General features: G+C 61.3%; 14 protein-coding genes. 10 read left to right on the top strand and 4 right to left on the bottom strand.

Annotation, left to right across the window (positions count from 1 at the left end; genetic code table 11):
• The first annotated feature begins 33 nt into the window (after nucleotides 1-33).
• On the top strand, nucleotides 34-741 hold the full coding sequence (locus BCY88_RS27150; RefSeq protein WP_120347244.1) for a hypothetical protein: 708 nt from the start codon (nucleotides 34-36) through the stop codon (nucleotides 739-741).
• A 2-nt stretch (nucleotides 742-743) separates the two neighbouring features.
• On the opposite strand, the gene BCY88_RS27155 is transcribed toward BCY88_RS27150, so the two are convergent.
• The 4 genes from BCY88_RS27155 to BCY88_RS27170 all read right to left on the bottom strand — a co-directional run bounded on the left by BCY88_RS27155 (nucleotide 744) and on the right by BCY88_RS27170 (nucleotide 4516).
• Nucleotides 744-1655, bottom strand: a complete 912-nt coding sequence (locus tag BCY88_RS27155) for a sterol desaturase family protein (RefSeq protein ID WP_120347245.1) — start codon at nucleotides 1653-1655, stop codon at nucleotides 744-746.
• A gap of 118 nt (nucleotides 1656-1773) precedes the next feature.
• A complete protein-coding gene (locus tag BCY88_RS27160; RefSeq protein WP_120347246.1) occupies nucleotides 1774-2514 on the bottom strand; it encodes a LytR/AlgR family response regulator transcription factor in 741 nt (246 codons plus the stop codon).
• Nucleotides 2502-3584, bottom strand: a complete 1083-nt coding sequence (locus tag BCY88_RS27165; RefSeq protein ID WP_259461526.1) for a sensor histidine kinase — start codon at nucleotides 3582-3584, stop codon at nucleotides 2502-2504. The genes BCY88_RS27160 and BCY88_RS27165 overlap by 13 nt, the downstream gene beginning before the upstream one ends.
• 71 nt (nucleotides 3585-3655) lie before the next feature.
• Entirely contained in the window at nucleotides 3656-4516 is an 861-nt protein-coding gene (locus BCY88_RS27170; RefSeq protein WP_120347247.1) for a class I SAM-dependent methyltransferase, read from the bottom strand.
• Between the two features lie 216 nt (nucleotides 4517-4732).
• On the opposite strand from BCY88_RS27170, the gene BCY88_RS27175 reads away from it, so the two are divergent.
• The 9 genes from BCY88_RS27175 (at nucleotide 4733) to BCY88_RS27215 (ending at nucleotide 13861) form a co-directional block, all read left to right on the top strand.
• The gene (locus tag BCY88_RS27175; RefSeq protein WP_120347248.1) at nucleotides 4733-5242 is read left to right on the top strand and encodes a DUF1993 domain-containing protein; all 510 of its coding nucleotides are present in this window, start codon (nucleotides 4733-4735) and stop codon (nucleotides 5240-5242) included.
• Nucleotides 5243-5427: 185 nt separating this feature from the next.
• On the top strand, nucleotides 5428-6597 hold the full coding sequence (gene ampC / locus BCY88_RS27180) for a class C beta-lactamase (protein ID WP_120347249.1): 1170 nt from the start codon (nucleotides 5428-5430) through the stop codon (nucleotides 6595-6597).
• A 57-nt stretch (nucleotides 6598-6654) separates the two neighbouring features.
• Nucleotides 6655-7014 (top strand): cupin domain-containing protein, encoded by a 360-nt coding sequence (locus BCY88_RS27185; protein WP_259461527.1) that lies wholly within the window; start codon nucleotides 6655-6657, stop codon nucleotides 7012-7014.
• Nucleotides 7015-7118: 104 nt separating this feature from the next.
• The gene (locus tag BCY88_RS27190; protein ID WP_120347251.1) at nucleotides 7119-7601 is read left to right on the top strand and encodes a cupin domain-containing protein; all 483 of its coding nucleotides are present in this window, start codon (nucleotides 7119-7121) and stop codon (nucleotides 7599-7601) included.
• Between the two features lie 140 nt (nucleotides 7602-7741).
• Complete coding sequence (locus BCY88_RS27195; protein WP_120347252.1) at nucleotides 7742-8383, top strand: DsbA family oxidoreductase; 642 nt, start codon at nucleotides 7742-7744, stop codon at nucleotides 8381-8383.
• Between the two features lie 393 nt (nucleotides 8384-8776).
• Nucleotides 8777-10288: a sugar ABC transporter ATP-binding protein gene (locus BCY88_RS27200; protein ID WP_120347253.1), complete on the top strand. Its 1512-nt coding sequence runs from the start codon at nucleotides 8777-8779 to the stop codon at nucleotides 10286-10288.
• A 19-nt stretch (nucleotides 10289-10307) separates the two neighbouring features.
• A complete protein-coding gene (locus BCY88_RS27205) occupies nucleotides 10308-11333 on the top strand; it encodes an ABC transporter permease (protein WP_120347254.1) in 1026 nt (341 codons plus the stop codon).
• A 112-nt stretch (nucleotides 11334-11445) separates the two neighbouring features.
• Entirely contained in the window at nucleotides 11446-12387 is a 942-nt protein-coding gene (locus tag BCY88_RS27210) for an ABC transporter substrate-binding protein (protein ID WP_120347255.1), read from the top strand.
• Between the two features lie 175 nt (nucleotides 12388-12562).
• On the top strand, nucleotides 12563-13861 hold the full coding sequence (locus BCY88_RS27215) for an L-fuconate dehydratase (protein ID WP_120347256.1): 1299 nt from the start codon (nucleotides 12563-12565) through the stop codon (nucleotides 13859-13861).
• Nucleotides 13862-14067 lie beyond the last annotated feature (206 nt).

The following is a 14067-nucleotide window of genomic DNA, read 5'->3' on the forward strand; positions in this document are numbered from 1 at the left end:
ACTGTGCCAGCCTCGCAGACGGCTTCCGCGCCCATGACCGTCACTGCCGTCGATCCGCAAGACCACACCCGCCTAGACAAGTATCTGAAGGCGCTGAACGCACCGTTGCAGATGGGTGTCGACGCCGGGAACATTGCCAATGCCCTTGTGCCGACCATGCAATCCGTCGTGAAAGAGCGGCCGGATCTGGCTAATGCACAGTTCGACTTTGCGTCGAGCAACGGCACGATTGTCGTTTCTTCGAAAACACTGAGTGACGCGGACAAAACATGGCTTCAAGGGAAGCTGAATAGCAACACCGCTCTTGTTCAGGCCGTGAAATCATTTCATGACGATGCCGTCGCCGGTTATACGACCTGGGCAGACGCGGATGGCAAAACGCTGTCCCAGTCGGAGTCCGACGCCGTCAGCAAACAGGCCGACGGATTGACGAGTTTCATGAGTCTGTTCAACAGCATGGGCACCGAGGCTCAATCTTCGTTGATGACCGGTGGCACGTACAGCACGCCGGGCGGCGCGCAGCTGAACCTCGCGCAGAACCCGGGCAGTGCGAACGGTTTCTTGAGTTTCATGCAAAGCGTGCAAGCGGCGAAGGACGGCACCGCGACTTTTACGAGCACGTCCGGACGGACCTCATACGGCGTGCTTCGCGCAAACATCTTCGAGATGAACAGCTCGGCAATACCGAACTTCTTTCCCCCATCGGACACCCAATCGTTGGGTTTTACCGAGCAAGCCTGAGCCTATCGCTGTTCCAATCCGAAGGCGCGTGGATCTGCACGGCGCCTGAGATCTTCGGTTGTTTCCCCGTTGTGATCGGGCCGCCAGCCAGGCGGCCTGGCGATGTAGCCCGCTACCTCGCGCAGGGAGCGGGCGCTCAGGAGGTCGCGCCATAGCGCGCGCCAGTGAGCGAACTCGACGGTCAGCAGGTTATAGCTCGTCATCGGCTGGACCAGACCGTAGCGGCACGGTACGTCACGCCGTTCCGCGATGTAGGTGCCAAATAGCCGGTCGAACACGATCAGCACGCCGCCGTAGTTTCCATCGAGGTATTCAAGGTTGGCCGCGTGATGCACGCGGTGCGCGGAAGGCGTGTTGAGAATCCATTCCAGCGGCCCGAGGCGGGGAATCCAGGTGGCGTGCAGCCAGAACTGATAGAGCAGGTTGAGCGAAAGCAGCATCAGCACAATGCGCGGCGGCATGCCGAACAGCGGCGCGAGCACGAAGAACAGCGTCGAACCGGTAAGGCGGCCAGTCCAACCGATGCGGTACGCGGCGGACAGGTTGAGTTGATTGGGCGAATGGTGGATGGCGTGCGTGCACCAGAACCAGCGTGTGCGGTGGGCCGCGCGGTGATACCAGTAGTAGCAGAACTCCTGACCCACGAAGCACGCCAGCCAACCGCTCCAATGGTTCATCGGCAAGGTCCAGAGCCTGTGTTGCCAGAACCAGTGCATGGCATCGCCCCAGAACGCGAGCGGCAGCAGCCACTGCAGCGGATATTCCCGAACGAGAAGGTCGACCACCGAGATTCCGGTCGCGCGCCAGTCGTAGCCGCGCCAGCCGTTCCGGACGGAAAGGACCAGTGCTTCGGCCAATGAGGAGGCGAGAATCAGAGCGACGGAGAATTTGAGCAGGGTGAGCAACGCAGCCATGACCGGATCATCCTTATCGTGATGCTGGCCAGCGTAGGTTGCTGGTCCCCGATTCGCAATCGAACTGGGACGAGTTGGGTCTGCTGCGGGGTGGATTGGGCGGTCGGATGACCGGCAGCTATTGCTGCAGGCGTTGCATCAGCGACTCCCGATACTGCCGGCTGCAGGAGACCTCGGCACCGCTGCGCAGCACGACGGTGGCGTCGCCCTTTCCGCGTGGCCGTACGGTGAGCACGGCGGCCAATGCCACGGCAGCGCCGCGGTGCGTACGGACAAAGGCCGCGTCGAGGTCATCGAGCAAGGCGGCGAGCGTGCGGCGTATCAGCAGGCTTTTTCCGGGAAGATGAAGGTTGACGTAGTTGTCGGCGGCTTCCAGCCATTCGATCTCGGCGCAGCGCACGATATGCGTTTGCCCGCGCTCGGTAATCACCAGTTGGGCGGGCATGCCGACGCTCGGGCGTGTCGCGCCGCGCATCGATTTGCGCAGGCGCTGCACGGCGCGCGCGAGGCGCTCCGGCTCGACGGGTTTCAGCAGGTAGTCGACGGCATGGGCGTCGAATGCCTGCAACGCGTACTGGTCGAATGCGGTCACGAAGACCACGGCGGGTGCGTCCGTGGGTGCGTCCGCGTTTGCGTCTGCACTTGCGTTGTCAGGCAGCGAGGCAGCCACGTCGAAACCGCTGACCTCGGGCATCTGTACGTCCAGGAAAATCACGTCCGGCCGCAACTGCGCAGTCAGCGCCAGCGCCGTCGCACCGTTGGAGGCTTCGCCGACTACTTCGACATCGGGGAATGCGCTAAGCATGCGCAGCATTTTGCTGCGGGCGAGTGCCTCGTCGTCGACGATCAGTACGCGCATGGCAGTGTCATCCCGGCAATCAGGCCGCCGCCCGGCCGCAGTTGCAGTGTGAGACTTGCCTGCGGGCCGTACAAGGATTGCAGACGGTCCTCGAGGTTGCCCAGTCCCACACCGCGCCTGTCGGGAAGCTGCCGCAAGTCTCCGTCGTCTTCAATCTCGATCCGCAAATGGTCCGCGCTGCGCGCTATGCGTATCGCGATGTGTGTGAACGCGCTGCGTTGTTCCACGACGTGCCGGAAGCAGTTTTCCAGCAACGGTTGAAGTCCGAGCGTGGGGACGCGGCACGACTGTGCGGTGGCATCGACATCCCAGGAAATCTGGACCCGGTCGGCAAAACGCCTGACCATGATGTCCGCATAGGCGTGGAGCAGGAGCAGCTCGTCGGCGAGAGACTGTTCGGGATGCTGGCTCGCGTCGGTGGCCGCGCGCAACAAGGTCGCGAGGCGGGTGAGCAGCATGTCGGCGGTGTCGGGGTCGCTGTGGATCAGCGACGAAATGGTGTTCAGCGCGTTAAAGAGAAAGTGCGGTTGCAGTTGCTGGGTCAACTGGGCAAGTTGCGCCTGTCGCGCGAGACTCGCCTGCTCTGCGGAACGCAGCCGCTCGGCGGACCACGCCCGGTAGGAACGCAGGCCGAATTGAATACCCCCGAGTAACGCGTAGAACAGCACGAATTGCGTCACTTCGTAAGCGATGACTTCGGCCCAGGGCCCGTGCCTGAACCTTACTCCGGCGAGTGCGTAGACCCCGATCCGCAACGCGTACACACCCGTGACGTAGACGACCAACTGCAGCGGCATCCATGCCCAGACGCGGAGAAACCAATGCAGTGGCCGATTGAGCAGGCTGTCGAAGCGGTCCGCGCGTCTCCTCTGCATGACAGCCAGCACGGTGGCGCCGAGCGCCGACGAGCCGTTGTTGACGAGCGGCTGCCAGACAAGCAGTTTGCCGCTCCACAACGATTCCTGCAGGCCAACCGCCAACATCAGCAACCAGAACGCGATCCACAGCCATAGCAGGCGCCGCAAGCGGGGCGCTGGTCTGGGTTCGCCGACGAGGTAGCTAGTATTCACTTGGCGGGCTCATTGCTGGACTATTGCGGGCTCAGTCGTATTGTCATGCTGGTCGGAAAGTGCGCGAGCTGTCAGGTATTGGCGACCAGCAGTTCCTCGGCGTTGTTCGGCGGGCGCAGACCATCTGCCCTGCCTGCGAAGTAGCGCTGGGTGAGATCGGCCGCCGAAACGTGCCGTGCTTCCTTAAAGCCCGCATCGCGGGCGAGCGCCAGGATGTCGGGCGGGGTGAAGAAGCTGAGGAACGGTGTGCCGCTTGCGCGCGCGCCTTTCTCCGCCATCTCGAGCCCGGGACGCACTTCAGGGTCGGCCAGTTCGAGCGGGAGCAGGAACGTCATGGCGAGTGTCGATCCCGAAGCGAGGGCCGCGACTTCGCGCAACGTGGCCGTGTTCGCCTCCTTCGTGAGATACATGCTGACGCCCGTGGAGACTACGATTGCAGGCTTGCTGTCGTCGAAGCCGGCGCTCACCAGTTCGTCTCGCCAGGAACCGCCCGCCTCGAAATCGACCGGCACGAAGCGCAGCCAGTCCGGCACGCCGAAGCCGAGCTCGATCAGACGCTGACGCTTCCATGCCTGAGGGCCTGGCGGGTCGACCTCGAACACCGTGAGGCGGGACGCGATCTCCGGTCTGCGTTGTGCGAAGGTATCGAGGCCCGCGCCGAGAATGACATACTGGGTCACCCCGCGGCCGGCCTGCTCCGCGACCAGATCCTCGATGAAGCGGGCCCGCGCCACGATTGAAGCGCGAAAGGGCCGCGTGAACTGCGGATTCATGTCTCCGCGGCTGCGCCAATCCTCGTCCGGGGCCAGCAGCTTGAGGCCGATTGTGTCTTCCAGCACATGCGGTGGCGAATCGACCTCGACATGCAATGCACGCCACAAGGCGACGCGTGCTGCTGTGCTGTCTGGCGCTGCATCCTGCTTGTCGTTCATGGCGTTCAATCCTGTTTGTTGATTCGTCGTGGTCCGAAACGGACCTGCCAGTACCGCAGCCTGTCGCATACCTGCAGTGCGTCCCCGCGAGTGCTTCGGTGAAGACAATGGTAATCTTCCGCCGCTCCAGTCAACAAGTTCCATGACTGGCCAGACATTCAACCGACCGGCGCGATACCTTCGCGCCGGCATCCCACATCGATCGAAAGAGCGACCATGACAAGTTCCATCTACAGCGCATCCGTCCCGGTTTTCAAGCAAATGCTAACGGCATTGTCCGACGTGCTGAAGAAAGCCGAAGCACACGTCACCGAAAAGAACATCGAGCCGAACGCGCTGCTGCAAGCGCGCCTGTTCCCGGATATGTTCCCCCTCGTGCGTCAGGTGCAGATCGCAGCCGATTTCGCCAAAGGTGTCAGCTCGCGCCTCGCCGGCGTGGAGGTGCCGTCGTGGCCTGACACCGAAGTCACATTTGCCGACCTGCAGGCGCTTATCGCCAAGGCGTTGACCTACATCGGCACACTCGATGCCGCTCAGTTCGAGGGCAGCGAGAACAAGGAAATCGTGCTGCGTCCGGGTACCCCGAAAGAGAAGAAGCTGGTTGGCAGCGCCTATTTGCAAAACTATGGCCTGCCGCAGTTCTTCTTCCACGTGACGACGGCCTACGCGATTCTGCGCCATAACGGCGTCGAAATCGGCAAGCGCGACTACATGGGATCGTACTGATCGTTGGCGCAGGGGGCAGGCGGGTTAGCGGCAAGGGGCAGGGCATCGCATGTCATGCGAAAGATTTTCTTTTCCCTTGGACAAGATATCGTCGATAGTCGGTGCGTGCGCGAGCACGCATACTGCTGCCTCAGTGAGCCCGCCCGGACTTCACCCCCTGCGCAAAAAATCGACCTGTTAGGGACATGAACTTCAGAGCCGTCAGCGTTATCGCAACAATCCTCCTCGCGTGCGCAGCCACGCCTGTCAGCCACGCGGCCGACGATCAGCAGAACAGAATCAGTCAGACCGTGACTCGAGCCATACAGCCGGTCATGGCGAAAGATGACATCGCCGGCATGGCGGTTGGAATCATCGACGGGGACAACCACTACGTATTCAACTACGGGGTGGCGTCGACGGAAACACGAAAGCCCGTTACGCGTGACACCTTGTTCGAACTGGGTTCAGTCAGCAAGACATTGACGGCGACGCTAGCCTCCTATGCGCAGGAGCGCGGCTATCTATCCTTGTCGGATCCGTCGGGCAAGTACCTGCCGTCTCTGCGAAATAGCGAGTTCGGCAAGGTCAGTCTTCTCAATCTGGGCACGCACACACCCGGAGGGCTCCCGTTGCAGGTGCCGGACGCGATCCGCAACAACGATCAGTTGATGCAATATTTCAGGCAGTGGCAGCCCACCTATGCGCAAGGCACCTATCGGACGTATGCCAATCCCGGCATCGGCGCGCTCGGCCTGATAACGGCAAAGAGCATGGGGCAGGAATTTGGCGCGCTGATGGAAAATCAGCTGTTTCCCGCGCTCGATATGAAACGCAGCTACATCAACGTTCCCGCGGGCGCGTTGAATGACTACGCTCAGGGCTACACGAAACAAGGCGCGCCGATCAGAATGGCGCCCGGGGTGCTGTCCGATGAGGCCTACGGCGTCAGGACCACGGCTGCCGACATGATCCGTCTCGTGCAGGCCAACATGAATCTGATCCCGTTGGACCCGAAACTTCAGCGCGCGATTACGAATACCCACACGGGATACTTCAAAGCCGGAGCGATGACCCAGGATCTGATATGGGAACAGTATCCGTACCCTGTCAAACTGCAGACGCTTCTGGACGGGAATTCACCGGCGATGATCTTCAACGCAACGCCGGTCACGGCAATATCGCCACCGCAGGCACCGCGTGAAGATGTCTGGATCAACAAGACGGGGTCGACTAACGGCTTCGGCGCATACGTCGCATTCATTCCGCAGAAGCGGCTGGGGATCGTCATTCTTGCCAACAGGAATTTCCCTATCGAGGAGCGGGTAAGCGTTGCATACCGGATTCTCACGTCGCTCGCCAACGACAGGCAATGACCAGGACCCTCTTCCATGAAAAGTGCTCGCTGCCTTCCTTTTCTCCTTCTAGCGCTCATGTGCGTTCAATCTGCCGAAGCTGCGGATAGCGCACCGGCGGCGAAAGACACCGTCGTGTTGCAACGGGTTCCAGTTCCCGGAACAGATCGCGAAATGGGCATGGGCATTGCCGAATTTCCGCCGAACGCGTCAAAGCCGTCGCACAAGGCGACTGGTCCCGAGCTTGCGTACGTGCTTGAGGGGGAGGTCACGGTGCAGGTCGACGGTCAACCCACACGGGTCGTTCATGCGGGCGAGAGCTACCGGATGCCGGCCGGCGTGGTCCACGTCACGACGGCGGGACCAGAAGGTGCGAAGGTTATTGCGACCTGGGCGTGGGTGCCGGGAAAGCCGTTCAATATTCGTGTGCCGAAGTGACTTGCGAGCTTGAGGACGACAGGGCTTTTCGTTGCGAGACCGAAGACGTATCGTTCCTTGTGCAAACCGCTGTTATCGAACGTAGTCCTTAAGGAGAGCAAGCGATGAGCCGCCCGGATTTCATCAAACACTGGACCGAACTGGAAGAACCGGATGCGCATTCCTATCGCGGCGATACCGAGAAAATGGCGCTCGACGCGCCGCTTTCCGCTGCACTCGGCATTACGCGTATCGGCATTCATCACGTTAGGCTCCTGCCCGGCCGGCGCACGTCCTATCCGCACGCGGAAAGCACCGAGCAGGAGTTTGTGTACGTGCTCGAAGGCAAGCCCGATGTCTGGATCGACGGTGTGCTGCATTCCATTGCGGAAGGCGATTCCGTCGCATTTCCGGCCGGCACCGGCATTTGCCACACCTTCATCAACAATACGAAAGACGAAGTCAGGCTGATGGTAATCGGCGAACGTCCACGCGACGACAACCGCATTCGTTACCCGCTCAACGAGGCGCACGAACGGACTCGCGCCGACCGCTGGCTGGACTGGCCTGCGAGGCCGCTCGGGGACCATGACGGGATGCCGGACTGAAGCTTGCGCGGGTGCCTGTTTCGGTTGATGTCCGGAGCGCCCGCCTGCAAATATTGGCGATTCAGGCTAGGCTACCCCTTGGGCCGTTCCGGCGTCGTTCCGGGGCGGCCGTGCCACAGGTTATTCCCGTCAGGAAAGTCATGAAACAACAGCTAACCATCGATTTTGTCTCCGATATCGCCTGCCCGTGGTGTGCAATCGGCCTGTCTTCGCTTGAGCTTGCGCTATCGCGCTTAAGCGATTCGGTCGACGCCCAGGTAACGGTGCATCCCTTCGAACTGAATCCGGACATGGGACCGGACGGCGAGGCCATTGTCGATTATCTAGGCAAGAAATACGGCCGCACGCCGGCGCAGATCGCCGAAACGCAAGCCATGATCCGCGAACGTGGCGCGAGTGTCGGTTTTGACTTCGGCGCGCGCACGCACGTCTACAACACCTTCGACGCGCACCGCCTGCTGCATTGGGCCGGTCTCGAAGGCAAGCAGTTGCCGCTCAAACTGGCGCTGCTGCGGGCCTATCATTCCGAAGGCAAGGACCCGAGCAATCACGAAGTCCTGGTCGAAGCGGCCCAATCCGTGGGGCTCGACGCCGGCCAGGCCAATGAGGTGCTGCGTAGCGGTGCCTATGCCGACGAGGTTCGCGCGGAAGAACGGGAATATCAGGCCAAGGGCATTCAGTCCGTGCCGGCGATTATCTTTAACGGCCGCTATCTGGTGAGCGGCGGTCAGCCCGTGGAAACCTTCGAGCAGGTGATTCAGCAGATTCTGGCCGAAGCGTAACCGGGCCTTCCCGCGCTCGATGCGTCGTGGATCATCGCCCTTGGGCCGCTTCCCGCCTGGCATGGCCGGCAGCGGAGCGGCCCGGAATGAACACGAGGACGGACGCAAAAACAGACATCAAACCGAGCGCCAAATAGTGGGAAACTGGCGCGCGTACCGTTCGTACCCGATATTAGGGAATGCCTAATTGAGCCGCCGCCATTGAGCGGCGTAAAATCGTCGCACATCGATTTGAGGGCACCAGGCAATGTGTCTGGCTTCTCGTTGCGATTTCGGCCGCGATCTCTGTGGCACTAACCGGCGGCGCCCGGCGCGGCGGCGTCCACGGCTTTTTCGACCCGCTCCTCCCCATGCGGCCGGCGGCGCTCGCGGCATTGCCGCGCGATCCGCGTCATGACCCCGCTGATTTCCGTCAAGCGACTCAGCAAGCGCTTTCCCGGCGTGCGGGCGCTTCACGAAGTCCAGTTCGAGCTGATGGCGGGTGAAGTCCACGCGCTGATGGGCGAGAACGGCGCCGGCAAGTCGACGCTGATGAAAATCCTCGCCGGCGTGTACACCCGCGATACGGGTGAAATCCTCTACGACGGCCAGCCGGTCGAGTTCTCGAGCCCGCGCGAGGCGCAGGCCGTGGGGGTCGGCATCATTCATCAGGAACTCCAACTGATGAATCATCTGAGCGTCGCCCAGAATATCTTCATTGGCCGCGAGCCGCGCGGCCGTCTCGGCCTGTTCCTCGACGAAGACAGGCTCAACGCGCAGGCGCGTGACATTCTTGCCCGCATGCATGTGAATCTCGATCCGCGCGCGCTTGTCAGCGCGCTTACGGTGGCGAGACAGCAGATGGTCGAGATCGCCAAGGCTTTGTCTTTCGATTCGCGCGTGCTGATCATGGACGAGCCTACCTCCGCGCTTAACGAAGCCGAGATCGCTGAACTCTTCCGCATCATTCGCGAACTGAAGAACCGGGGCGTGGGCATCATCTATATCTCGCACAAGATGGATGAGCTCAAGCAGATTGCCGATCGCGTTACCGTGCTGCGTGACGGCGAATATGTCGCCACCGTGACCGCGAAAGATACCAGCGTGGAAGCGATCATCGGCATGATGGTCGGTCGAACCTTGACCGACGTTGCGCCTTCTCACGGCACGCCGCACCAGGACGAGGTGGCGCTCGAAGTCAGGAATCTGAACGCCGGCCCGCTCGTCAGAGACGTGAGTTTCGCGCTGCACAAAGGCGAGATATTGGGTTTTGCCGGTTTGATGGGCGCCGGGCGCACCGAGGTCGCGCGCGCGGTGTTCGGCGCCGATCCGATCGAATCGGGCGATATTACGGTGAACGGCGTGAGGGTGACGATCAGGAATCCGAGCGATGCGGTAGCGCGCGGTATCGGCTATCTCTCCGAAGACAGGAAGCGCTTCGGTCTTGCGACCGGCATGAACGTCGAGGCGAACATTGTGATGTCCAACTTGCGCAGATTCCTGTCGCTCAACTTTTTCTTGCGCCGCGCGGAGATACGCCGGACAGCCTCGCATTTCATCAATCTGCTCGCCATTCGCACACCCTCCGCAACGCAGGAGGTACGGCTTCTTTCTGGCGGCAATCAGCAGAAAATTGTCGTCGCGAAATGGCTCGAACGTGATTGCGACGTGCTCTTCTTCGACGAGCCTACGCGCGGCATCGACGTCGGCGCCAAGAGCGAAATCTACAAGCTTCTGCGCTCGCTCGCCGAGCAGGGCAAGGCGATCGTGATGATCTCGTCCGAATTGCCGGAAATCCTGCGCATGAGCGACCGCATTGTGGTGATGTGCGAGGGCCGCATTACCGGCGAACTCCTCGCCATGGAGGCGACGCAGGAGCGCATCATGCAACTGGCGACGCAGCGCGAAACCTTAAAAGCGGCGTGAGCCTCGAGAGGTCTATTTCATGACACTGCCATCGGATACGCCGGCGCTGGGTAACAAGGAAAGGCCCTCGGGCCTCAGAGCCCGCGTCTTCGCGCCGACCGCTCTGCAAAAGCTGCTGGCCTTCGGGAGCCTGATCCTCCTGCTGGTCTTTTTCAGCTTTGCCTCTCCCGCGTTCATGCAGATGGACAACATGCTGGGGATTTTGCAGGCGACGGCGGTCAACGGCGTACTGGCGATTGCCTGCACGTTCGTCATCATCACCGGCGGCATCGATTTGTCCGTCGGCACCTTGATGACTTTCACGGCGGTGATTTGCGGCGTGTTTCTGACTTATTGGCATTTGCCGATGTGGACCGGCGTCGTAGCCGCGATTGGGACGGGGGCGATCTGCGGGACGATTTCGGGCACCCTCACGGCGAAAATGAAAATACCGCCGTTCATTGCCACCCTGGGCATGATGCTGCTGCTCAAGGGCCTCTCGCTCGTCGTCTCGGCCGACAAGCCGATCTATTTCAGCGACACCGAGAACTTCTACCGGATCTCGCAGGATTCGCTGATCGGCTACGTGCTGCCGAGCTTGCCGGTGCCGAACGCGGTTCTGATCCTGTTTTTTCTCGCGATCGTGAGTTCGATCACGCTTAACCGTACGGCACTCGGCCGCTACACTTTTGCGCTCGGCAGCAACGAAGAAGCCGTGCGGCTTTCCGGCGTGAATGTCGATCGCTGGAAAATCGCGATTTACGGCCTCGCCGGCGCCATTTGCGGCGTCGCCGGGTTGCTGATCGCCTCGCGCCTGAATTCGGCCCAGCCGGCGCTTGGCCAGGGCTACGAACTCGAAGCGATCGCCGCGGTGGTTATCGGCGGGACCTCGCTGAGCGGCGGCGCGGGCACGATTCTGGGCACGATTATCGGCGCGTTCATCATGAGTGTGCTGACCAACGGTCTGCGCATCATGTCCGTCGCACAGGAATGGCAGATCGTGGTGACCGGCCTCATCATCATTCTCGCGGTCTATGCCGATATCTTGCGGCGCAAGAAAAGCTGACAAAGGCGAACACCACGCCGGACAGGATCAAAGATCAAGAATCAAGAAAAGGGAGCGCCAGAGGCTCCCCCAACGGCTGAAGCTCGATGGCCCACTTAGGAGGAGAAACCCCATGTTGAAAAGAAGACTAATCAGTGTCGTGGTCGGCGTTGGCGCGCTCGTTGGCGGGGCGGGTGTCGCGTACGCGCAGGACACCTACATTCCGCTGATTTCGAAAGGCTTCCAGCACCAGTTCTGGCAGGCCGTCAAAGCCGGCGCGGAGCAGTCGGCCAAGGAGCATAACGTCAGGATCACCTTCGAGGGTCCGGAAACCGAGGCCATGGTCGACAAGCAGATCGACATGCTCTCGGCGGCGCTCGCCAAGAAGCCCCAGGCGCTCGGCATTGCCGCGCTCGATAGCAAGGCGGCCATTCCGCTGTTGAAGCGCGCGCAGGCCGCCAAAATACCTGTCATCGCCTTCGACTCCGGCGTCGACAGCGACATTCCGCTCACTACCTGCGCGACCGACAACGTTGCTGCGGCCGCGCTCGCCGCCGACAAGATGGCCGCGGCGATCGGCGATGCGGGCGAGGTGGGGCTGGTCGTGCACGATCAGACGAGCCGCACCGGTATCGATCGCCGCGACGGCTTCCTGAACGAGATGAAAGCAAAGCATCCGAACATCAAAATCGTCTCGGTCCAGTATGGCGGCGGCGACCATCTGAAGTCCGCGGAAATCGCCAAGACGATGATCCAGGCCAATCCCAATCTCAAGGGCATTTTCGGCGCGAATGAAGGCTCGGCGGAAGGGGCCGCGATCGGCGTGAAGGAGTCCGGCAAGAAGCTCGTTCTGATCGGCTACGACTCCGGCAAGGAGCAAAAGGACGACATCAATTCCGGCCTGATGTATGGCGCTATCACGCAGAACCCGATCGGCATCGGCAAATGCGTGGTCGACTCCGCAGTGAAGGCGCTGAAGGGCGAGAAGCTGCCGAAGAAAGTCGACACGGGCTTCTACTGGTACGACAAGAGCAATATGAGCGATCCCAAGATCGCCGCCGTGCTCTACGACTGACCTTCGCCGCGAGGCGCGAAGACAGAAGAGGCGGCGCGATGCTTCCTCTTCTTTTTCTGCCCTGCACTGCTGCACGGAGGGAGAAGGTAGCCGCAAAGAGGCCGGTTGAGCACAGGCCGCAGCGCTCTTTGCTCTTAGGCTGAAGTCGATCGCTGTCGAACAGGAGAGTGTTCAGATGCCCACGATCACGAAGCTGTCCGTCCGGGACATCCGGTTTCCAACCTCGCGTTCACTCGACGGCTCCGATGCGATGAACGCAGCACCAGATTACTCCGCCACCTACGTGACGCTCGAAACCGATTCGCCGAACGGGCTCACAGGCCACGGCCTCACGTTCACGATCGGCCGCGGCAACGAAATTTGCGTGACGGCGGTGCAGGCGCTTGCCCCACTGATCGTCGGCAAAACGCTCGAGGATATCGCCGCGAACATGGGCGCTTTCTGGCGCATGCTGACTTCGGATAGCCAACTGCGCTGGATCGGTCCGGACAAGGGCGCTATTCATCTGGCGACGGCGGCGCTCGTGAATGCGGCCTGGGACCTGTGGGCCAAAGCGGAAGGCAAGCCGGTGTGGAAGCTGCTCGTCGACATGAGCCCCGAAGAACTCGTGCGTTGCCTCGACTTCCGCTATGTGACCGACGCGATCACGCCGCAGGAAGCCATCGCCATGTTGCACCGTCATGCCGGAACCCGGGGCGAGCGTGAAAAGGAGATGCTGGCGCGCGGCTATCCGGCCTACACGACGTCGGCCGGCTGGCTCGGCTATGACGACGACAAGATTCGCCGGCTCGCGCGGGAAGGGGTCGCGCAGGGCTGGACGCACTTCAAGCAGAAAGTGGGCGGCAATCTTGAAGAGGACATGCGCCGGGCTCGTATCCTGCGCGAGGAAATCGGCGAGAACCTGAAGCTGATGATGGACGCGAACCAGGTGTGGGACGTCGATGAGGCGATCGCGAACATGCGGCGCCTCGCGCAGTTCGATCCGTGGTGGATCGAGGAACCTACAAGTCCCGACGATATTCTTGGTCACGCGGCGATCCGGCAGCGGATTCGGCCCATCGGCGTCGCGACTGGCGAGCACTGCCATAACCGGGTGATGTTCAAGCAGTTGCTGCAGGCGCAGGCCATCGACTTCTGTCAGGTCGATAGCTGCCGCCTGGGCGGTCTGAACGAGGTGATCGTCGTGCTGCTGATGGCGGCGAAATTTGGCGTGCCGGTGTGCCCGCATGCGGGCGGCGTCGGCTTGTGCGAATACGTGCAGCACATTTCACTGTTCGACTATATCTGCGTATCGGCGTCGCTCGAAAACCGGGTGCTCGAATACGTGGATCATTTGCACGAGCATTTTGTCGATCCGGTTGTGATTCGAAACGGCCGTTATATGCCGCCACAACGCGCCGGTTACAGCATCGAAATGCATGCGGCGTCGCTCGATCAATATGACTTTCCCGATGGGCCGGCCTGGCGGGTATGAGAGAGTGCGCGCAGGTGCCTTTTTTCTTCTATTCGATGCCTGTCTCCTGCGCATACCCGCGCGCGCCGCGCTCGTCACCCTTCTGATTAGCAGGGTACGTTGGGCACGCTGTTTCAGGTAGCATCGGCTCCAATATATGGGTTCGATTGTGTCGTCGGCGGTGTTGGCCGCGCGCTCGTTGAACCACAAAAACTAGAAGCCGGAAA

This window comes from Paraburkholderia fungorum, assembly GCF_003610895.1.
GTDB lineage: Bacteria > Pseudomonadota > Gammaproteobacteria > Burkholderiales > Burkholderiaceae > Paraburkholderia > Paraburkholderia fungorum_B.

Excerpts from the sequence above, each read along its gene's own strand:
- BCY88_RS27170 (WP_120347247.1), bottom strand. The coding sequence starts at position 4,516 with ATGAACGACAAGCAGGATGCAGCGCCAGACAGCACAGCAGCACGCGTC.
- BCY88_RS27175 (WP_120347248.1), top strand. The coding sequence starts at position 4,733 with ATGACAAGTTCCATCTACAGCGCATCCGTCCCGGTTTTCAAGCAAATG.
- BCY88_RS27160 (WP_120347246.1), bottom strand. The coding sequence starts at position 2,514 with ATGCGCGTACTGATCGTCGACGACGAGGCACTCGCCCGCAGCAAAATG.
- BCY88_RS27150 (WP_120347244.1), top strand. The coding sequence starts at position 34 with ATGACCGTCACTGCCGTCGATCCGCAAGACCACACCCGCCTAGACAAG.
- BCY88_RS27195 (WP_120347252.1), top strand. The coding sequence starts at position 7,742 with ATGAAACAACAGCTAACCATCGATTTTGTCTCCGATATCGCCTGCCCG.
- BCY88_RS27210 (WP_120347255.1), top strand. The coding sequence starts at position 11,446 with ATGTTGAAAAGAAGACTAATCAGTGTCGTGGTCGGCGTTGGCGCGCTC.
- BCY88_RS27190 (WP_120347251.1), top strand. The coding sequence starts at position 7,119 with ATGAGCCGCCCGGATTTCATCAAACACTGGACCGAACTGGAAGAACCG.
- BCY88_RS27185 (WP_259461527.1), top strand. The coding sequence starts at position 6,655 with ATGTGCGTTCAATCTGCCGAAGCTGCGGATAGCGCACCGGCGGCGAAA.
- BCY88_RS27205 (WP_120347254.1), top strand. The coding sequence starts at position 10,308 with ATGACACTGCCATCGGATACGCCGGCGCTGGGTAACAAGGAAAGGCCC.
- BCY88_RS27215 (WP_120347256.1), top strand. The coding sequence starts at position 12,563 with ATGCCCACGATCACGAAGCTGTCCGTCCGGGACATCCGGTTTCCAACC.
- BCY88_RS27155 (WP_120347245.1), bottom strand. The coding sequence starts at position 1,655 with ATGGCTGCGTTGCTCACCCTGCTCAAATTCTCCGTCGCTCTGATTCTC.
- ampC (WP_120347249.1), top strand. The coding sequence starts at position 5,428 with ATGAACTTCAGAGCCGTCAGCGTTATCGCAACAATCCTCCTCGCGTGC.
- BCY88_RS27200 (WP_120347253.1), top strand. The coding sequence starts at position 8,777 with ATGACCCCGCTGATTTCCGTCAAGCGACTCAGCAAGCGCTTTCCCGGC.